Genomic DNA, 19,438 nt, shown 5'->3' with positions numbered 1-19,438 from the left:
AAGTCACAATCAGACCATGGTCCCACTTCAGGCCTCGACCGCCACACTCTGCGCCCAGGCGAGCGCCGACAGGTGGGCCTGGTTGACTTCGGATGGCGTGATCGCGAGCGTATCGGCCAGCGACGCCACCAGGTTCGAATTGAGCTCGCAGGCTTCGGCCAGCGCCAGGTAGGGCCCATACGGCCCTTCGCGCCGCGTCAGCGCCTGCACCACCCCGTCGGGCAGCTGGATGGTTTCGAGCACCTGCTGCATGCTCAGCCCCAGCAGCCGGTCGAGCAGCGAGAACATGCCGGCCACGAACAGGTTCTCGGCCTCGCTCTTACCCAGGTATTTTTGCCCCAGCAGCTCGGCCAGGCGGCCGCGCACCACGGCGGTCTCCATCAGCACCGGCGAATAGCCGCTCGCGCTGGCCGTGGCCAGCAGCAGCACCAGCCAGCGGTACAGCGGCGCATAGCCCAGCAGCGAAATCGCCTGGCGCAGCGACTGCACTTCGCGCCCGGCGCCGAAGCCCGCGGTATTGATGTAGCGCAGCAGCTTATAGGTCAGGGCGGGGTCGCGTTTGAGCACGCTTTCGAGCTTGGGCACGTCCTCGTTGTTCTGCACCAGCTGCATCAGTTGCAGGATGATGCTCTGGGTCGGGTTCATGCCCTTGACCGGGTTGCCCGGCCGCGGCGTCAGGTGCAGCTTGCCGACGAAGGCGTCGAGCCCGAGCGCGGCGCAGGCGTCGAAGTCGGCCCAGGTGCCCACCGGCCGCCCCACCATGCGCAGCGCCGAATGCTTGGCGGCGGCATAGCTGCGGGCCTGGTCGGCCACGTTGGCGCCGGTGAAGCGCACCTCGAGGTAGGAGGCATACGGCGACAGGTTGCGCCCCAGCAGATTGATGTCGCAGCCGCGGATCGCCACGCCGACGCCGCCCGCGCGCACGGCTTGCACGGCCGAGCGCACGTCGAGGTCGGTCAGCTGGCGGATGTCGAAGGTGAGCACGGTGCGTTCCGGCGGCAGCGCGTGCAGGGCGTCGAGCGACAGCATGCCCGGCACCGCGTCGAGGAACAGGATCTTGTCGCGCAGCAGCCAGCCATGGTCGTCATGGTTGACGTGCTCGGCGACGAAACCGACCAGCCCTTCCAGGTCCTGGTCGGTGGGAATGCGTCCGTCGTGCTGCTGCCACGACAGCTCATAGCCGAGAACGCGCTGCTTTGGATCAAGCAGCGGTTCGCGGACGATGAAGTTGGTGCGATGCATGAAGGCGCCGTAAATGAGTGACCGGCGAAATGCGCGGCGCCGGCCTAGAACCCGAGGCTGTCGAGCAGATCGTCGACCTGGCCCTGGTCGGCCACGACTTCGGTGCCGGTCGGCTTGATTTGCGGGCCGTTCAAGAGGCCGTTGTCGAGCTCGCGCTTGATCTCGCTCGGGGCGAAATCGATCAGCACCTGCACCAGCTGCTTCTCGAGGTTCTGCGCGATGCCCGTGATGCGGCCGATCACCTGGCCGGTCAGGTCCTGGAAGTCCTGGGCCATCATGATGTTCATCAACTCGCTGCGGGTGGCGACTGCCCCCGCCGCCGACTCGTTCATGCCGGAAATCGTGCGCTGTGCCATCTCGCGCCATTCGGCCTCGGTCGCGCCCTTGTCCAGCAGCCCCTGCCAGCCTTTCTTGAGCTCGGCCGAGCGGGTCTCGATCGCATCTTGCAGAGGGCCGGCCGCATCGGTCGCGTCCAGCACCTTCTTGGCAGCCTGCTCCGACAGGCGCGCCACGTAATCGAGGCGGTCGCGCGCATCGGGGATGTCGCTCGCCGCCTTTTCGATCAGCTTGTCGAGCCCCAGCCCGCGCAGGTTTTCGTGCAGCGCACGGGTCATCAGGCCGACGCGCTTGAGCACCTCTTCATGCGAAGAGGCCGCGCCGGCCTCGTGCGCCGAGTTCATCTCACCCATTTCAGGCTCCGGCTTTATCCAGTTTCTCGAAGATCTTGTTCAGCTTCTCGTCGAGGGTCGCCGCCGTGAACGGCTTGACCACATAGCCGCTGGCGCCGGCCTGGGCGGCGGCGATGATGTTCTCTTTCTTCGCTTCCGCGGTCACCATCAGCACCGGCAGCTTGGCCAGCGCGGGATCGGCACGGATGTTTTGCAGCATGGTCAGGCCGTCCATATTCGGCATGTTCCAGTCCGACACCACGAAGTCGAACGATTCGCTGCGCAGCTTGGCCAGCGCCATGACGCCGTCTTCTGCCTCGTCGACGTTGGCATAACCCAGTTCTTTCAACAGATTTCGCACGATGCGGCGCATCGTCGAGAAATCGTCAACAACCAGGAAACGCATCTTTGGATCAGCCATGAATAACTCCGTTTGAATCTTATACTGTGGTTTGTTGGGTGAGCTGCCCTGGTGGGCGAGATAACAGGCTCAAGAATAGCATTTTTGTTGCCTTACGGCGATAAAATAGCCCCTAAAGCATGTCTCCAGCTCTAATTCGGATCAAACACGCAACGCCCGGCCGCCCTGCGCCGCCAGATGTTCGAGCACCATGCGCGGCAATGCCTGCAAGGGACCGACGTCGTGGGCGGCGCCCAGCGCGATCGCTTCGCGCGGCATGCCGAACACGACGCAGCTGGCTTCGTCCTGCGCAAAGTTGTGGGCGCCGGCCTGTCGCATCTCGAGCATGCCGGCCGCGCCGTCCTTGCCCATGCCGGTCAGGATAACACCAACGGCGTTTTTACCGGCCGCCTGCGCGGCGGAGCGGAACAGCACGTCGACCGAGGGACGGTGGCGGTTGACCGGCGGACTCTGCTCGATGCGGGTCATGTAGTTGGCGCCCGAGCGCGTCAGCAGCAGGTGCGAATGGCCCGGCGCGATATAGGCGTGGCCGGGCAGCACCCGCTCGTTGCCGGCGGACTCGACCACGCTGATCTTGCACAGCGAATCCAGGCGCTTGGCGAAGGAGCTCGTAAATCCCTCCGGCATGTGCTGGGCGATCAGGATGCCCGGGCAGTCGGACGGCATCTGCATCAGGAATTCGCGGATCGCTTCGGTGCCGCCGGTCGAGGCCCCGATGATGATCAGCTTTTCGGAAGAAATCAGGGGGCTCCTCAGGGCCGACAGCGGCGCGCTGGCAACCTGCGGCGTGCGCGAACGCGGCGCGATGCGGGCGCGTGCGGCGGCGCGGATCTTGTCGGCGATCATGTCGGCATACTCGCGCATGCCGGTCTGGATCGAGATCTTCGGCTTGGTCACGAAGTCTACCGCACCCAGTTCGAGCGCGCGCATCGTGATTTCCGAGCCGCGCTCGGTCAGCGACGACACCATCAGCACCGGCATCGGGCGCAGGCGCATCAGCTTTTCCAGGAAGTCGAGGCCGTCCATCTTGGGCATCTCGACGTCCAGGGTCAAGACATCGGGATTATGCTTTTTGATTAATTCGCGCGCGACCAGCGGATCGGGCGCGGTGGCGACCACTTCGAGGTCGGGCTGGGAATTGACGATCTCGCTCATCACGCTGCGGATCAGCGCGGAGTCGTCGACGATCAGCACCTTGGTCTTCATGACTTTCCCTTTCAACTCCATATAGCAATAAGCAGGTCAGAACAGGTCGATGGCGCCACCGACGGGTTCGACCTTGAGTCGCTTGGCGTAGTCGAGTTCGCGCTTCGCCAGCGTATCGTTCTGGGTTTGCATCAATTTCTTGACCAGCACCTTGCCCGTGCGCGGGAAGAAGAACACCTTGCGCGGATAGATGTCGTTCAGGTCTTCGGCCAGCACCGGGATGCGTTCGGTCTTGAGGAACTGCATCACGAAGGCGGCGTTGCGCTCGCCGACGTTCATCGCGGTAAAGCCGCGCAGCACGGCGCCGCCGCCGAACACTTTTGCTTCCAGGTGTTCGCGGCGGGCCCCGGCCTTGAGCAGGTCATTGATCAGGATCTCCATCGCAAACGAGCCGTAGCGCATCGAGGCCGACACCGGGTTGTTGCCCGCGTCCGCCCCGCCATCGGGCAGCATGAAGTGATTCATGCCGCCCAGGCCGGTCAGGCGGTCGCGGATGCAGGCCGAGACGCACGAGCCGAGCACGGTCGCGATCAGCATGTCCTTATTGGTATAGAAATACTCACCCGGCAGGATCTTGGCCGCGTCGACATTGAAGGTGCGGTCGTGATAGAGGTTGGTGGCGAACTGGTTGTTCATGGTCGTCCCACGCTTCAGGCACTGCGCCCATCGAGTTCATACACCGTCTTGCCGCGCAGGCGCAGCGCGTCCGACACGTACAGGAAGTTCTCGGAGTGGCCCGCGAACAGCAGCGCGTGCGGCTTCATCAGCGGCACGAAGCGGCTCAGGATCTTGCGCTGGGTCGGCTTGTCGAAATAAATCATCACATTGCGGCAGAAGATGGCGTCGAACTGCCCTTCCAGCGGCCAGCCGTCGGCCAGCAGGTTCAGCTGCTTGAAGGTGACGAGGTTGCGCAGCTCGGGGCGCACGCGCGCCATGCCTTCGTGGGCGCCCTTCCCTTTCAGGAAGAAGCGGCGCAAGCGCTCCGGCGACGTCTTGTCGAGCCGCTCCATCGGGTACACGCCATTCGAGGCGGTGGTCAGCACATTGGTGTCGATGTCGGTGGCGACGATCTGCACCGGCGGCGTGAGCGTATTGAAGGCCTCGCAGGCCGTCATCGCGATCGAGTACGGCTCTTCGCCGGTCGACGCCGCCGAGCACCAGATCGTGAGCGGGCGCGTGTCCTTCTTGCGCACCGCGGTCAGATGATCGAGCAATAGCGGGAAGTGATGCGCCTCGCGGAAGAACGAGGTCAGGTTGGTCGTCAGCGCATTGGTGAACGACTCCCACTCGCGGTCCATGCGGCCCGTCTCCAGGTCGTCCAGGTAGGTGGCGAACGACTGGATGCCGGTCGCGCGCAGGCGCCGCGCCAGGCGGCTGTAGACCATTTCCTGCTTGCTGTCGGCCAGCGAAATGCCGGCGCGCTGGTGGATCAGCGCGCGTACCCGTTCGAAGTCACGGCGCGTGAAATCGAATTCCTTGACCGTCTCTGTTTTCTGCTGCGGCACGTGTGTTGCCTTCTGAATGCTGGTTGGTCCGCGCCACGATTGACGCGGTCCGATGTGGATGCTGCGTGCCGCTGCTTTATTATGCAGCCAGCTTGTCGATCAGGCCCATCTCGCCCGAGGACATCAGCTTGTCGATGTCGACCAGGATCAGCATGCGCTCGTCGACCGTGCCCAGGCCAATCATGTAGTCGGAATTAAAGGCGGTGCCCATCTCTGGCGCCGGCTTGATCTGGTCTGGCGTCAGGGTGGTCACGTCGGACACGCTGTCGACCACCATGCCCATGATGCGGCCACCGATGTTCAGGATGATCACGACGGTGAACTGGTCGTACACCGGAGTGCCCAGGTTGAACTTGATGCGCATGTCGACCACCGGGATGATGATGCCACGCAGGTTGATCACGCCCTTGATGAATTCAGGTGCGTTGGCGATGCGGGTGACCGCTTCGTAGCCGCGGATTTCCTGCACTTTCAGGATGTCGATGCCGTATTCTTCCGAGCCGAGGGTAAAGGCCAGGAATTCGTTGCCGGCGCCGTCGTTCGCGGTCCCGTCAGCCGAGGTGGTGTTTGCCAGGTTGGACATGGGATTTCCTTCTTATTGAGTAAAAATTGATGGAACGACGGGATCGTCGGCCAACTGACGCGACGAGCGCACCAGCGCCGCCACGTCGAGGATCAGGGCGACGCCGCCGTCGCCCATGATGGTTGCGCCGGAGATCCCGGCCACTTTGCGGTAATTCGCTTCCAGGTTCTTGACCACCACCTGCTGCTGGCCCACCAGTTCGTCCACGAACAGCGCCGCCTTCTTGCCCTCGGTCTCGAGGATGACGACGATGCCGTCGCTCGGCTCGCGGTGGCGCGGCTCGATGTCGAACATCTGGTGCAGCGGGATCAGGGGCAGGTATTCGCCGCGCACCTTCAGCACGCGCCCGCGCCCGGCGATGTCGCGCACGTCTTCGGGCGCCGGCTGCAGCGACTCGACCACGAAGGACAGCGGCAGGATATAGACTTCTTCGCCGCTCCTGATCGACATGCCGTCCAGGATCGCCAGCGTCAGGGGCAGCGAAATCGAGATCGTGGTGCCGAAACCGGCCGCCGAACGGATGTCGACCGTGCCGCCCATGGCGGTGATGTTGCGCTTGACGACGTCCATGCCGACCCCGCGGCCGGAGACGTCGGTGACCACTTCGGCGGTCGAGAAGCCCGGCGCGAAGATCAGCTGCCAGACTTCCGAATCGCTCATGGTGTCGGAGACGGCCAGGCCGTTCGAGGCCGCCTTGGCCAGGATCTTCTCGCGATTCAGGCCGCCGCCGTCGTCCGCCACTTCGATCACGATGTGGCCGCCCTGGTGGCCGGCCGACAGGAACAACCGCCCCGCTTCCGATTTGCCCGCAGCTAAGCGCGCGGCCGGCATCTCGACGCCGTGGTCGATCGAATTGCGCACCAGGTGGGTCAAGGGATCGACGATGCGCTCGATCAGGCCTTTATCCAGTTCGGTAGCGGCGCCGTGGGTGATGAAATCGACTTTCTTGCCGAGTTTGCCGGCCAGGTCGCGCACCATGCGCGGGAAGCGCGAGAACACGAAGTCCATTGGCATCATGCGGATCGACATCACGGCCTCTTGCAGCTCGCGCGTGTTGCGGCCCAGCTGACTCACCGACGACAGCAGGCGTTCGTGCAGGATCGGGTCGAGCACGGTGCTGCGCTGTTCGAGCATGGCGTTGGTGATCACCAGTTCTCCGATCAGGTTGATCAGCTGGTCGACCTTCTCGACCGAGACCCGGATCGACGACGATTCGGACTGAGCGTCCTTCTTGGCCGCCTTCTTCTCGGCGCTCAGTTCGGCCAGGTGCTCGACCACGTTCTGGGCCTGCAACGACATCGCAGCCACCGGCTCGGGCGCACTGGCCACGATGCCGGCCGCGGCGCGGATCTGCTCGATCGGCTGGAAGAAACCGTAACCGAGATCGTCGTCCGACAGCTCGCCGCCGGCAGGTGCGACGTCGTCGTCCGGGCCGAAGAAACCGTAGCCCTGCGCATCCTCGATGCGCTTGCGCTCGGCCGCCTCGATCGCGCGCTGCTCGGGCGTGAGCGCCGGCGCCTCGAAGATCCTCAGGTCGTCCGGGTCGAGCACGAAGGAGCAGATCGCGATGATGTCGTCCAGGCTCTCGTGGGTGGTGATGACCAGCGCCGTGCGCCCGCCCTCGAGCGGCGCCACCGAGACGCGGCCCATCAGCCCCAGTTCGTCGACCAGGGCATTGATGTCGCGCTGGGCGACTTCGGGCAGCTCGATCTTGTAGCGGTGCGCGCCTTCGGTAGAGTGTTCGGTGCGCGCCTGGGCCGTCAGGTAGGACGGCGCCACCACCGGCGCGGCCGGCACCAGGCCCTCGGCCAGGTCGTGCAAGGCCATGCGCACATTGGCGATGGCTTCATTGTCCACGGTCGCGCCATGGCGGTGGCCGTCGAGCTGCATCTTGAGCCCGTCCTTGGCCGCCAGGAAGGCGTCCACGTGGTTCGAGGTCAGCGCCATCTCGCCCTTGCGGATACGGTCCAGCAGCGACTCCAGCACGTGGGTCACGTCGCACATATCCGTCAGGCCGAAGGTCGATGCGCCGCCCTTGACCGAGTGGGCGGTGCGGAAGATCGCGTTCAGGTCTTCCGCATCGGGCGCGGCGACGTCGACGCCCAGCAGCAGGCGTTCCATTTCGGCGAGCAGTTCCTCTGCTTCGTCGAAAAAGACCTGGTAGAACTGGCTGATGTCGATGGTCATAAGACTGTCCGCTCGAATGAAAGCAGGGTCAGGGCGTGGCGCATGGCGTCAGCCGATCACTTTTTTGACCACCTCGATCAGGCGCTGCGGATCGAAGGGCTTGACCAGCCAGCCGTTGGCGCCGGCGGCGCGGCCTTTGTTCTTCATCTCGTCCGACGACTCGGTGGTGAGCATCAGGATCGGGGTCTTGGCGTAGCCAGGCAGCGTGCGCAGGGTCTTGATCAGCTGCAGGCCGTCCATCTTGGGCATGTTCTGGTCGGTCAGCACCAGGTCGACGTTCTGCTGCTTGGCCTTTTCCAGGCCGTCCTGGCCGTCCACGGCCTCCACCACGTTGTAGCCAGCGGCCTTCAGGCTGAACGCCACCATCTGGCGCAGCGAACTGGAATCGTCGACCGCGAGAATCGTTTTTGCCATTCTTTTTGCTCCTGCTATTTTGTATCCGGCTTCGCGCCGGTTGAATTGTTCGGTTGATGCGCTCGGAGCAAAGCTCAGAACAGCTCGACGTCGCCGCTTTCCAGGTGCTTCTGCTCGACCGAGCGGCGCAGCATGCTGCGCAGTTCGAGCGACTGGATCGCCAGCGCCATGCTGACCTTGCCGAGCCGCTCGACGATCTCGTCGCTGTCGGTCTCGGGCGCAATATCGGCGCCATGCTCGCTGAGCGTGCCCAAAAAGTCGCGCAAGCCCGCCACGCGTCGCAGTGTACGTTCAATCAGTTGCGCCGTCATGTCCTGGAACTGCATGCTGGTAATCGCCGTGTTCACGTGCGCGCCCACTTCGCCCGACATCGACGACAGCAGAATCCGGTCTTCCGGCGTCGGCGCACCGCCTTCCAGCAGCCGCTCGATCGCTTCCTGGCGCGCGCCGACCGCCGTGTGCACCGCCATGAAGCTGGCGGTGAGCTTGTCGATCGCTTCTTCGAGCAGCAGTTCGGTCTGCAGCAGGTCGGTCTCGACCTCGGTCAGGTGGCGCCGCCCGTGCATGGACACGCCCGACAGCAGGCGCTTCACATGCGATCCCAATATTTTTTTTCTTGTCATTTCACTCTCTCCAGTCCTGCCGGGCCTATTTTTTTACTGCTTCCAGCGTGGCGGTGGCCGCGCTTGCCGCGTCTTCCGCCGGCACGTCCAGCGTCGCCGCGTCGCGCCGCACCGCGTCTTCGGTGCGCTTGTTCATGACGATGATGCTGATGCGGCGGTTGACCGGATTGAACGGGTCCTTCGCATCGAGGTGGGCGGCCGAGGCCAGGCCCACCACGCGCAGCACCTTGTCGTCCTGCAGGCCGCCCAGCACCATCTCGCGGCGCGAGGCATTGGCGCGGTCGGCCGACAATTCCCAGTTGCTGTAGCCGGCATCGCTGTAGTACGGCGTCGAATCGGTATGGCCCGAGATGCCGAGCTTGTTCGGCACCTCGTTGAGCACCATGCCGATAATGTGCAGGATTTCCTTGGTATACGGCTGCAGCTCGGCCTTGGCCAGCGCGAACATCGGGCGGTTCTTCTCGTCCACGATCTGGATGCGCAGGCCTTCGCTGGTGATGTCGAGCAGCAGCTGGTTCTGGTACTTCTTGAGCAGCGGGTTGACCTCGATGGCCGACTCGATACGCGACTTGAGCATTTGCAGTCGCTGTCCTTCTTCGCGCGCCAGCGCAGCCTTGGCCGCCTGCAGGTCATAGGTCTTCTTCTCGGGCACCGACTCGCCGCGCTTGACCTGGCCCGCGGCGCGGGTCAGGTCTTCGCCGCCGCCCTTGATGACCGACGACGAGTCGCCCGCACCGGAGCCGCCCGCCATCGCCACCTTCAGCGGCGTCTTGAAGTATTCCGAAATGCCGACCAGGTCGCCCTTGGCGGTCGAGCCCAGCAGCCACATGAGCAGGAAGAACGCCATCATCGCGGTCACGAAGTCGGCGTAGGCGATCTTCCAGGCGCCGCCGTGGTGGCCGCCGGCCACCTTCTTGATGCGCTTGACGACGATGGGCCGCGCGTTGTCGTCAGCCATGCGCGCCTCCCTTCATGCAGCCGGGGGTGAAGTCAAATGCGGTCATCGCGGCTTATTTCTTCTTCTTGATGTGCTCTTCGAGCTCGGCGAACGTCGGGCGCTCGGTCGAGTACAGCACCTTGCGGCCGAATTCGACGGCCAGCGCCGGCGCATAGCCGTTCAGGCTCGCCAGCAGCGTGACTTTCACGCACTGGAACATCTTGGTCGATTCTTCGAGCTTCTGTTCCAGCACGGTGGCCAGCGGCGAGACGAAGGCGTAGGCCAGCAGGATGCCCAGGAAGGTGCCGACCAGCGCCTTCGCGATCAGGATCCCCAGCTCGGCCGGCGGCAGGCCGACCGACTCCATGGTGTGCACCACGCCCATCACCGCCGCCACGATACCGAACGCCGGCAGGCCGTCGCCGATCTTGGCGATCACGTGGGCCGGAATCGCGCCTTCGTGGTGGTGGGTCTCGATCTCGTTGTCCATCAGGTTTTCGATCTGCATCGCGTCCATATTCCCCGACACCATCAGGCGCAGGTAGTCGGTCATGAATTCGATGATGTGGTGGTCGGCCACCACCGCCGGGTATTTGGAGAATAGCGGCGACGAATCCGGCGCTTCGATATCGCCCTCGATCGACATCAGGCCTTCCTTGCGCACTTTCGACAGCACGTCGAATTGCAGGGCCATGAGCTCCATATACATGTCCTTCGTATACTTGGAGCCCTTGAAGATGCTCGGGAAGGCCTTCAGCGTGGCCTTGATCGCCTTGCCGTTGTTACCGACAAAGAAAGCGCCAAAGGCGGCGCCGCCGATCATCAACAGCTCGATCGGCTGCCACAACGACGCCAGGTGGCCGCCGGCGAGCGCAAACCCGCCGAACACGCAGGCGCAAACGATGATGTAACCAACAATCACTAACAAGGGATTTTGCTCCAGAAAAGCCTGTTTCGACCTCGTCCTGAGGACCCGAAACCGGTAATTTCAGAAAAAGTTTATTCAGGGAACTACTCTAGCTGGAGAATGGCCCACGAGCAAGAAAAACTCCCTGAATACTCACCATTTGTCGCCTAAAAGTCCCACATATACAGCGCTGGGCCGCCTATGGCTGGATGGATAACGCGGCTCGGTGGCCGGTCTTCGATGACGAATTCGTAACTGAAAAGCGTCGAACCGGGCCGCATCTCGCGCGCGGCCTTGCGCCACAGCGCGCTCATCGCGGCGGGCGACAGATACGCGAACACGGCGTCGTAGTCGCCGAGGTCGAGTCTTTCGTAATCGCCGCGGATGAAGCGCGCACGGCTACGGCTGGCCAGCACCCGCACATGGCTGGCCAGCCATGGCAGCGGCGCCAGTTCGATCCCCTCGATGCGCGACTCCGGCCGGCGCCGCTGCAGCTCGAGCACCAGGCCGCCGATGCCGCTGCCGATGTCGATCACGCGCAGCGGCCGCTCTTGCGGCAGCGCGGCCGCCACCGCCCCCCACACCTTGCGCCCGGACGGGTAGTAAGGCACCTGGGTGCGGTAGGTCGACCAGTACAGTAATAACAGGAACAGGAAGACGGCGAGAAACGCGGCCGGCGGGATCGCCAGCTGGCTGGCGCCCAGCAGCGCCAGCGGAAAACCGAACTGGATCGCACGCCACCAGCTGGCCAGGCCGCGCCACCAGGACAGCAGCGCGGCCAGCACGCCCTGCACCAGGGCGACGTGCCAATACGACAAGACCAGGCCGTTGCTGGCGAGGAGGTAGACGATGGCGAGCGTGAGTGGAAAGGCGGCGACCTGGATCAGGAGCGCCCGGACCGCGGGAAAGCGGAACAGACGTGGCGCCAAGTCAGGCGCCGGCGGCGGCGTCGTCGGCAGCGTCGGCCGCATCGGCAACGGCGCGCTCGGCCGCTTCACGGGCATCCTTGGCCTTGCGGGTCTTGCCGGCGCGCGAAGGCATGTGGCACAGGCCGCACAGATAGTCGGCGTTCAGGTCGAGGGCGTTGACGATGAATTTGCCCTGGCAGCGGCTGCACGGGGCCAGCAGCAGCATGCCGCTCTGGAAGAAACGCACCAGGGTCCAGGCGCGCGTGAGCGACAGCAGCGGTTCTTCGCCCGGCGCCGGCGGCATTTGTTCGAGGTAGAGTTTATAGGCCTTCATGACGGCCTGGATGCCGGAGGCACCGGCATGCTCCACCAGGAACTGGTGGATGTTCATGAACAGCGAGGAGTGGATGTTCGGTTGCCAGGTCAGGAACCAGTCGGTGGAGAACGGGAGCATGCCCTTGGGTGGAGAGACACCCTTGAGCTCCTTGTACAGTTTGAGCAAACGTTCGCGCGACAGCGAGACCTCGGTCTCCAGCAACTGCAGGCGTGCGCCCAGGTTGATCAGTTCGATCGCGAGCTGGATTTCCTGCGCTTCGGTTACGACGCTCTTTTTGCTCATAGCTTGTTGCTCATCCGCTGCTCCCGGCCTGTTCGGCGCGGCCCCACCAAGTGGCCGCTGGCAGGGATTATACGATCTCTTCGACCGGCTGGCCCGCCATCAGGATGGCAGCGTGCGATTGCGCCAGGCTGCGTTCCTTGGTGTGGCTGGTCAGCATGCCCAGGATCGCGGTGTCGTCGAAGCGGAAGCGGGCCAGCATCATGTTGCCACCGGCGAGCTTCAGGATCTGGGCATTGCTCATGCCTTCGATCAGGTCGGCGATCTCGGCCGACACGCCCAGGCGGAAGATGGCGGTGACTTTGTCGGCACGAATCATCTGCTGGGCCAGCATCAGGTAGCTCAGGTTTGCGTCGCGAATCTCAGCCATCATGTCGTTCATCGTCATCTTCTCTCTCCGTTGGTTGTTTCGGCGTTTGTTTGTGTTGCCGACGAGATAGATTCTGACTGTGGGGAAACTTTTCAGGAATTGGACAAAACCTGTATTTAAGGTAGGCGAACGACGAGGGAGAGCCGTAGGAGTTTGTCTGACAAACGCCTCTGACTCCCTATGAAAACCCGCTAGAAAAGAGGGCTGAAGCGGCGCCGGGAAGCACCTTGATCTGGGTCTACGTCAGCCGGCAGCTGTCGCAGATTCACTACAGGTTTTGCTGAATTTACTGCCAGAAACTCGGAAATTTCTGTTTTACCGCCTGTGCATGTGTTGCTTTTATGCACTTCACTCATCCATTAACGGCAGCCTTCAGCCGGACTTTAGGGTTTTTTGAAAATATTTTTCAATATTTTTTCGACGCCTTTCCGCCCTTCTGACTCGTTATCGGACAGCTCATCAGGAACTTTAGGGTTGGACGCAAAATAATTTCAACATTTTTTCGTCAATACAAAGAATGTCGTAACAGCAACATTCGGCTGTCGATAGACGATGGAACTTGCTACACTGCCGACCTGCACGCATTCTTCAAGCGTCAACTATCTATATATATGGGACCGGCATGACCGCACCAACCACCACCCGCGCCGACTGCCTGGCGCTTGATGCACGCGACCCGCTGGCCGGGCTGCGCACCCGTTTCGACCTGCCCGAGGGCGTCATCTACCTGGACGGCAACTCGCTCGGCGCCCGCCCCCGCGCCGCCCTGGCCCGCGCCCAGGACGTGGTGGCGCGCGAATGGGGAACCGACCTGATCAAGAGCTGGAACACGGCCGGCTGGTTCGACATGCCGAAACGCCTGGGCGACCGCCTGGCCCCGCTGGTCGGCGCCGGCCCCGGCGAAGTGGCCGTCACCGACACCACCTCGCTCAATCTGTTCAAGGCGCTGGCCGCCGCGCTGCGCCTCCAGTCGGAGGGCGCCAGCGCGAACCGCCGCACCATCGTGACCGAGCGCAGCAACTTTCCGACCGATATCTATATGGCCGAAGGCCTGAGCCGCTGGCTGGAACGCGGCTACCGGGTGCGCCTGGTCGACAGCGTCGATGAGATCCCGGCCGCACTCGATGCCGACTGCGCGGTACTGATGCTCACCCACGTCAACTACCGCACCGGCTACCAGCACGATATGGCCGCCCTCACCCGCCTGGCGCACGAAGCCGGCGCGCTGGCGGTCTGGGACCTGGCCCATTCGGCCGGCGCGGTGCCGGTCGACCTGCGGGCGGCCAACGCCGACTTCGCCGTCGGCTGCACCTATAAATACCTGAACGGCGGGCCGGGCGCCCCGGCCTTCATCTGGGTGCCGCACAAGCACCAGGCGCGGTTCGACCATCCGCTCTCGGGCTGGTGGGGCCACGCCAGCCCGTTCGCAATGGCGCCCGCCTTCGCCCCGGCGGCCGGCATCGGCCGCGCCCTGTGCGGCACGCAACCCATCGTCTCGCTGGCGCTGGTCGAGTGCGGCCTGGAGATCTTCGAGGCGACCGACATGGCCGCGGTGCGCGCCAAGTCGCTGCAACTGACCGACCTGTTCATCGACCTGGTCGAGCGCCGCTGCGCCGGCCATCCGCTGGGCCTGGTGACGCCGCGCGAACACGCGCGCCGCGGCAGCCAGGTGAGCTTCACCCACCCGCATGGCTATGCGGTGATGGCGGCCCTGATCGCGCGCGGCGTAATCGGCGACTACCGCGAACCCGAGATCATGCGCTTCGGGTTCACGCCGCTGTACACGAGCTTTGCCGACGTCTGGGATGCGGTCGAGATCCTGAAGGACATCCTGGACCGCAACGACTACGACGTCAGCGCCGCCCGCGGCCTGGTTACCTGATTGGGCACCGACATGAAGAAAGAACAGAACGAGGGCCAGCCGGCCGAATGGCACGGCGCCAGAATGGACTTCAAGGAAGCCATGAGCTATGGCGACTACCTGGGGCTGGACCAGATCCTGAACGCCCAGCATCCGCGCTCGCCCAACCACAACGAGCTGCTGTTCATCGTCCAGCACCAGACCAGCGAGCTGTGGATCAAGCTGATGCTGCACGAGCTGCAGGCGGTGCGGCGCCACATCCGCGAAGGCAACCTGCCGCCCGCCTTCAAGATGCTGGCGCGGGTGGCGCGCATCATGGACCAGCTGGTGCACGCCTGGGACGTGCTGGCCACCATGACCCCGCCCGAATACACGGCGATCCGCCCCTACCTTGGCGCCTCGTCGGGCTTCCAGTCGTTCCAGTACCGCGAACTGGAATTCATCCTCGGGAACAAGAACGCGGCGCTGCTAGCGGTGCACGAAAAGACGCCCGAGGCCCACGCGCTGCTGGCGCGCGAGCTGGCCCTGCCCTCGATCTACGACGAGGCGGTGATGCTGCTGGCGCGCAGCGGTTTCAGTATCGATCCGGCGCGGATCGACACCGACTGGACCGGGCCGACCCGCGCCGACGACTCGGTCAAGGCGGCCTGGCTGCAGGTGTATGGCGATACCGAGCGTCACTGGGCGCTGTACGAGCTGGCCGAAAAGCTGGTCGACCTGGAGACGGCGTTCCGCTTCTGGCGCTTCCGCCATGTGAGCACGGTCGAGCGCATCATCGGCTTCAAGACCGGCACCGGCGGCACCGCCGGCGTGAGCTACCTGCGCAAGATGCTGGACGTGGTGCTGTTCCCGGAGCTGTTCGCGCTGCGCACCGAGCTGTAAGGGACCTAAAAAATGCGGGGTCAGGTCTGACATTTGGACACAACCTCAGCCATAGAATGCCACTATGGTCGAGGCCGTGTCCGTTTGTCAGACCTGACCCCGCTTGTGTGCGCTATGGTCGAGGCCGTGTCCGTTTGTCAGACCTGACCCCGCTTGTGTGTGAGCACGGTCGAGCGCATCATCGGCTTCAAGACCGGCATCGGCGGCACCGCCGGCGTGAGCTATCTGCGCAAGATACTGGACGTGGTGCTGTTCCCGGAGCTGTTCGCGCTGCGCACCGAACTCTCAGCGCGGCGGCCGATGGCGGATCGGCTGGCGTCGCCATCGGCGCGTTTTGCATTAATATAAACGCCATGCGCGCCGCCCCCTCCCCACTCGACCAGCCGTTCTCGGTCTACCTCGACCTGGTCCGCTTCCTGGCGGCGCTGGCGGTCGTGGCGATGCACGTGCGCCAGTTCGGGCTGGTGGAAGCGCCCGGCGCCGACCTCCTGACCATGTTCGGGCGCGAGGCCGTGATGGCTTTCTTCGTGCTGTCGGGCTTCGTGATCGCCTATACCACCGCGCAGCGCCGCCCGAGCGCGCGCGACTACGCACTGGCGCGCGCCGCCCGCATCTATTCGGTGGCGCTGCCGGTGCTGCTGCTGGCCTTCGCCTGCGCCAGCCTGGTGCGCGGCCACCTGATGACCGGCATGGACATGCACTACCAGCTGGCCAAGCCCTGGTTCTACATCCCCTTCCACCTGCTATTCCTGGGCGACGTGTGGTCGCTGGCCGAAGTGCCGCCCTGGCTCGGTCCCTGGTGGTCGCTCAACTACGAGGTCTGGTACTACGTGCTGTTCGGCGTCGCCTGCTACGTGCGCGGGCCGTGGCGGCTGCCGGCGCTGGGCCTGGTGCTGGCCGTCATGGGCATCAAGCTGTGGCTGCTGCTGCCGGTCTGGCTGGCCGGGGTCGCGCTCTACCACTGGCAGGCGCGCCACACCATCCCGTGCGCCCTGGCGCGCCTCGGCTGGATCGCCAGCCTGGCCCTGCTGGTGCTCTACGAAGCCAGCGGGGTCGAGGAAAGCCTGCGCGCCGCCGGCCGCGCATCCTGGCTCGGGCAAGCCTTCGTGCTGGGGAACGCAGACCGCTTCCTGTCCGACTATGTGTTCGGCCTGATCGTCTGCCTGAATTTCGCCTGCGCGCGCTTCGCCCGCTTCGAGGCCCTGCTGCGCTGCGCGGCGCCGATCCGGCTGCTGGCCTCGTATACGCTGACGCTCTACCTGTCGCACGCGCTGGTGCTGATCGCCTGGCCGGCGCTGTATCCGCACGACCCCGGCAGCATGACCGACCTGCTGGCCCTCTGCCTGGCCGTCGCCGTCGCGACCGCCGTCCTCGGCATCCTGACCGAACAGCGCAAGGACGTGTTCCGGCGCCTGCTCGCGCGCCTGGCGGCGGTGGTATGGCGCCCTGCCCGCCTGGCTCCCGCCGGCGCCGCCCCCGCTGCCCCAATCAAGGAGAAGCAAGATGAAGTGTGATGTCCTGATCCTGCCCGGCCTCTGGAATTCCGGCCCGCGCCACTGGCAATCGCTCTGGCATGAGCGCAACCCGCACTGGCGCCGCGCCGCGCACCGCGACTGGACCAATCCCCATTGCGACGAATGGGTGGCCGAGCTCGACGCCGCCATCGCCGACTGCCAGGGCGCGCCGATCCTGGTGGCGCACAGCCTGGGCTGCATGCTGGTCGCGCACTGGGCGCTGTCCGGCTCCCCGCTCAAGGTGGCGGGCGCCTTCCTGGTCGCGCCGAGCGACGTCGAAGCGGCGTCCTATCCGGCCGACCTCAATTGCTGGGCGCCGATCCCGCTGCAGCAGCTGCCCTTCCCCAGCCTGGTGGTGGGCAGCGCCAACGATCCCTTCGCCAGCCCTGACCGCACCGGCGCCTTCGCCGGCGCCTGGCGCAGCCGCCTGGTCGAGATCGGGGACGCGGGCCACCTCAATTCCGAGTCGGGCCACGGCGACTGGCCCGAAGGCCTGCGCCTGCTGGAGCAGTTCTGCGACGAGGTCTCGCGCACATGACGGTCCTGCACAGCGCGCGGCTGCGCTTCGAGCCGGTGTCCGACGCACACTATGAGGGGATGCGCCTGCTGAACGGCGATCCCGAGGTCATGCGATTCATTACGGGCCAGGCCGAGACGCCCGAGGAAACCCGCGCCGTCATCGCCCGGGTCAAGGGGCGCTGGGAGACGATCGGCTACTCGTGGTGGAATTTCATCGAAGAGGACACCGGTGAACTGGTCGGGGCCGGCTGCATCCAGCACCTGGCGCAAGACCCGGCCAACCCGCACGAAATCGGCTGGCGCCTGCGCCCCGACCGCTGGGGACGCGGCTACGCCATCGAGGCGGCCGAACGCATGGCGCGCTTCGCCTTCGAAGAGCTGCAGGCGCCGCTGCTGTGCGCGATCTGCGACCCCGGCAACCTGCGCTCGGCCCGCATCATGGAAAAACTCGGCATGGCATATCGCGGCGAGGAAGTCTGGCATGGCCGCACAACACTGGTGTACGAGATCGGCCGCGATGCGTGGCGGGCGCGCGGCCAGGCATGAAGACCTTCCACGGCAGCTGCCACTGCGGCGCGGTGCGCTACGAGGCCGACATCGACCTGGCCCTCGGCACCGGCGGACACCCGCCATTGATGACGTAAGCATGCACAGTACCAGCAAGACCACGCGGGCCACACTGATCGGCCTGCTCGCCATCCTGTTATGGAGTTCGATCGTCGGCCTGATTCGCAGCGTGAGCGCCAGCCTCGGGGCGACGGGCGGCGCGGCGATGATCTATACGGTAGCCTCGATCCTGCTGTTGCTGACCGTCGGCCCCAGCAAGGTGCGCGCCTTTCCGCGCGCCTACCTGGCATGGGGCAGCCTGCTGTTCGTCGCATACGAGATGTGCCTGGCGCTGTCGATCGGCTACGCCAATACCAACCGCCAGGCCATCGAGGTGGGCATGGTGAACTACCTGTGGCCGGCGTTCACGATGGTGTTCGCCATCGTCTTCAACGGCCAGAGAACGAACTGGCTGATTGTCCCCGGCCTGGCGCTGGCGATCGGCGGCGTGTGCTGGGTGCTGGGCGGCGACGGCGGACTCGATCCACAGCCAATGGCCGCCAATGTGCGCGACAACCCGCTCAGCTATGGCCTGGCTTTCATCGGCACCCTGATCTGGGCCAGCTACTGCACCGTCACCGCCAGGATCGCCAAGGGCAGCAATGGCGTCACCTTGTTCTTCATGCTCACTGCCCTGGCGCTGTGGATCAAGTACCTGGTCGTGGATGGTACGGCGCTGCGCTTCGACACCCAGGCGGTCGTCCACCTGCTGCTCGCCGCCGCCGCCATGGGCTTCGGCTACGCGGCGTGGAATGTCGGCATCTTGCATGGCAACGTCACGGTGCTGGCCGGGGCCTCCTACTTCATTCCCGTGTTTTCGGCCGCGCTGGCGGCGCTGGTGCTAGATACGCCGCTGTCGTTCTCGTTCTGGCAAGGCGCAGCGATGGTGTGTGGGGGATCGGTCCTGTGCTGGCTCGCGACGTGGCGCAAGTCCTAGCGCCGCCGCGTATTGCACCAATTCGTCAAATGCATGACAATGAGAATAATTCTCATTTCTATTTGACGCTTCCTTGCCGACTCCTGGCCTGCCCGTAGAAAGAACCGCATGACGGCGCAAGTCCTGGCCGCTGCGCTATTAGGCATGTCCGCCTTTGCCGCGGCGATCGGCGGCTTCCTGGCATTCGGCCTGGCGACCGAACATCGCTGGCCAGCGGCTGGCGAGGCCAGGCTCCAGCCGCGCCTGCGCAAGCTCGTGCAGGCGCTCGGCACGCTGGCCTTGTTCGCGTCCTTGCTGTGCTGCGCCGCGCTGCGCGAGAACGGGTATGGGTTCGTGCCGTGGATCGCCTGTGTGACGGCGGCGGTATGGATCGCGATCGGCTTGCTGTCGCAGACGAGACTGAACACGGCGCGCGTGGCGCGCCTGGCCGGCATGCTGGCGGCGGCGAGCGGCATGGCGGCGCTGGCACTGCGCTTCGCTTGGCTATGCGGTTAGCGTAAAAACGTCGTCCCCGCGTAGGCGGGGATCCAAG

At 64.7% G+C, this 19,438-nt stretch carries 22 protein-coding genes and 1 pseudogene; 8 read left to right on the top strand and 15 right to left on the bottom strand.

Annotation, left to right across the window (positions count from 1 at the left end; translation table 11 throughout):
- Positions 1-27 precede the first annotated feature (27 nt).
- The 15 genes from AC3A6F_RS07290 to flhD all read right to left on the bottom strand — a co-directional run bounded on the left by AC3A6F_RS07290 (position 28) and on the right by flhD (position 12,605).
- A complete protein-coding gene (locus AC3A6F_RS07290) occupies positions 28-1,242 on the bottom strand; it encodes an EAL and HDOD domain-containing protein (protein ID WP_487679335.1) in 1,215 nt (404 codons plus the stop codon).
- Between the two features lie 44 nt (positions 1,243-1,286).
- Positions 1,287-1,931: a protein phosphatase CheZ gene (cheZ, locus tag AC3A6F_RS07285; protein ID WP_487679333.1), complete on the bottom strand. Its 645-nt coding sequence runs from the start codon at positions 1,929-1,931 to the stop codon at positions 1,287-1,289.
- A 1-nt stretch (position 1,932) separates the two neighbouring features.
- On the bottom strand, positions 1,933-2,331 hold the full coding sequence (cheY, locus tag AC3A6F_RS07280; protein WP_005666673.1) for a chemotaxis response regulator CheY: 399 nt from the start codon (positions 2,329-2,331) through the stop codon (positions 1,933-1,935).
- Between the two features lie 141 nt (positions 2,332-2,472).
- Positions 2,473-3,537: a protein-glutamate methylesterase/protein-glutamine glutaminase gene (locus AC3A6F_RS07275; protein ID WP_320475178.1), complete on the bottom strand. Its 1,065-nt coding sequence runs from the start codon at positions 3,535-3,537 to the stop codon at positions 2,473-2,475.
- 36 nt (positions 3,538-3,573) lie between these two features.
- Positions 3,574-4,173 carry a chemoreceptor glutamine deamidase CheD gene (gene cheD / locus AC3A6F_RS07270; protein ID WP_487679332.1) on the bottom strand — a complete coding sequence of 200 codons (600 nt, stop codon included), beginning with the start codon at positions 4,171-4,173 and terminating at the stop codon, positions 3,574-3,576.
- Positions 4,174-4,187: 14 nt separating this feature from the next.
- Entirely contained in the window at positions 4,188-5,042 is an 855-nt protein-coding gene (locus AC3A6F_RS07265; protein WP_487679330.1) for a CheR family methyltransferase, read from the bottom strand.
- A 79-nt stretch (positions 5,043-5,121) separates the two neighbouring features.
- Positions 5,122-5,625 (bottom strand): chemotaxis protein CheW, encoded by a 504-nt coding sequence (locus AC3A6F_RS07260; protein ID WP_071362121.1) that lies wholly within the window; start codon positions 5,623-5,625, stop codon positions 5,122-5,124.
- Between the two features lie 12 nt (positions 5,626-5,637).
- Positions 5,638-7,812, bottom strand: a complete 2,175-nt coding sequence (gene cheA, locus AC3A6F_RS07255) for a chemotaxis protein CheA (RefSeq protein ID WP_487679328.1) — start codon at positions 7,810-7,812, stop codon at positions 5,638-5,640.
- 48 nt (positions 7,813-7,860) lie between these two features.
- The gene (locus tag AC3A6F_RS07250; RefSeq protein WP_487679326.1) at positions 7,861-8,226 is read right to left on the bottom strand and encodes a response regulator; all 366 of its coding nucleotides are present in this window, start codon (positions 8,224-8,226) and stop codon (positions 7,861-7,863) included.
- A 74-nt stretch (positions 8,227-8,300) separates the two neighbouring features.
- A complete protein-coding gene (locus AC3A6F_RS07245) occupies positions 8,301-8,849 on the bottom strand; it encodes a chemotaxis protein (protein ID WP_487679324.1) in 549 nt (182 codons plus the stop codon).
- A 25-nt stretch (positions 8,850-8,874) separates the two neighbouring features.
- Positions 8,875-9,807, bottom strand: coding sequence for a flagellar motor protein MotB (motB, locus tag AC3A6F_RS07240; RefSeq protein WP_487679322.1), 933 nt, complete (start codon positions 9,805-9,807; stop codon positions 8,875-8,877).
- 52 nt (positions 9,808-9,859) lie between these two features.
- A complete protein-coding gene (gene motA, locus AC3A6F_RS07235; RefSeq protein WP_320475184.1) occupies positions 9,860-10,714 on the bottom strand; it encodes a flagellar motor stator protein MotA in 855 nt (284 codons plus the stop codon).
- A 146-nt stretch (positions 10,715-10,860) separates the two neighbouring features.
- Positions 10,861-11,664, bottom strand: a complete 804-nt coding sequence (locus AC3A6F_RS07230; protein WP_487679661.1) for a class I SAM-dependent methyltransferase — start codon at positions 11,662-11,664, stop codon at positions 10,861-10,863.
- A complete protein-coding gene (gene flhC / locus AC3A6F_RS07225; protein WP_487679319.1) occupies positions 11,624-12,220 on the bottom strand; it encodes a flagellar transcriptional regulator FlhC in 597 nt (198 codons plus the stop codon). The genes AC3A6F_RS07230 and flhC overlap by 41 nt, the downstream gene beginning before the upstream one ends.
- 67 nt (positions 12,221-12,287) lie before the next feature.
- Positions 12,288-12,605 (bottom strand): flagellar transcriptional regulator FlhD, encoded by a 318-nt coding sequence (gene flhD, locus AC3A6F_RS07220; protein ID WP_005666655.1) that lies wholly within the window; start codon positions 12,603-12,605, stop codon positions 12,288-12,290.
- Between the two features lie 604 nt (positions 12,606-13,209).
- On the opposite strand from flhD, the gene kynU reads away from it, so the two are divergent.
- The 8 genes and pseudogenes from kynU (at position 13,210) to AC3A6F_RS07180 (ending at position 19,401) form a co-directional block, all read left to right on the top strand.
- Positions 13,210-14,469, top strand: coding sequence for a kynureninase (kynU, locus tag AC3A6F_RS07215; protein WP_487679317.1), 1,260 nt, complete (start codon positions 13,210-13,212; stop codon positions 14,467-14,469).
- Between the two features lie 12 nt (positions 14,470-14,481).
- The gene (gene kynA, locus AC3A6F_RS07210; protein WP_487679315.1) at positions 14,482-15,330 is read left to right on the top strand and encodes a tryptophan 2,3-dioxygenase; all 849 of its coding nucleotides are present in this window, start codon (positions 14,482-14,484) and stop codon (positions 15,328-15,330) included.
- A gap of 159 nt (positions 15,331-15,489) precedes the next feature.
- Positions 15,490-15,615: pseudogene (locus AC3A6F_RS07205) on the top strand (tryptophan 2,3-dioxygenase family protein); the annotation flags it as partial.
- Positions 15,616-15,683: 68 nt separating this feature from the next.
- Complete coding sequence (locus AC3A6F_RS07200; protein WP_487679313.1) at positions 15,684-16,844, top strand: acyltransferase family protein; 1,161 nt, start codon at positions 15,684-15,686, stop codon at positions 16,842-16,844.
- Positions 16,834-17,382 carry an RBBP9/YdeN family alpha/beta hydrolase gene (locus AC3A6F_RS07195; RefSeq protein ID WP_487679311.1) on the top strand — a complete coding sequence of 183 codons (549 nt, stop codon included), beginning with the start codon at positions 16,834-16,836 and terminating at the stop codon, positions 17,380-17,382. The genes AC3A6F_RS07200 and AC3A6F_RS07195 overlap by 11 nt, the downstream gene beginning before the upstream one ends.
- Positions 17,379-17,909, top strand: coding sequence for a GNAT family N-acetyltransferase (locus AC3A6F_RS07190; RefSeq protein WP_487679309.1), 531 nt, complete (start codon positions 17,379-17,381; stop codon positions 17,907-17,909). Before AC3A6F_RS07195 ends, AC3A6F_RS07190 begins: the two co-directional genes overlap by 4 nt.
- A 100-nt stretch (positions 17,910-18,009) precedes the next feature.
- Positions 18,010-18,906 (top strand): aromatic amino acid DMT transporter YddG, encoded by an 897-nt coding sequence (gene yddG / locus AC3A6F_RS07185; protein WP_487679307.1) that lies wholly within the window; start codon positions 18,010-18,012, stop codon positions 18,904-18,906.
- A 108-nt stretch (positions 18,907-19,014) separates the two neighbouring features.
- A complete protein-coding gene (locus AC3A6F_RS07180) occupies positions 19,015-19,401 on the top strand; it encodes a DUF3325 family protein (RefSeq protein WP_487679306.1) in 387 nt (128 codons plus the stop codon).
- The last annotated feature ends 37 nt before the right edge of the window (positions 19,402-19,438 follow it).

This window comes from Massilia sp. Soil_C_3 (assembly GCF_057657035.1).
Note: the sequence above shows the minus strand (reverse complement) of the source record. Positions and strands in the feature narration are given on the sequence as shown.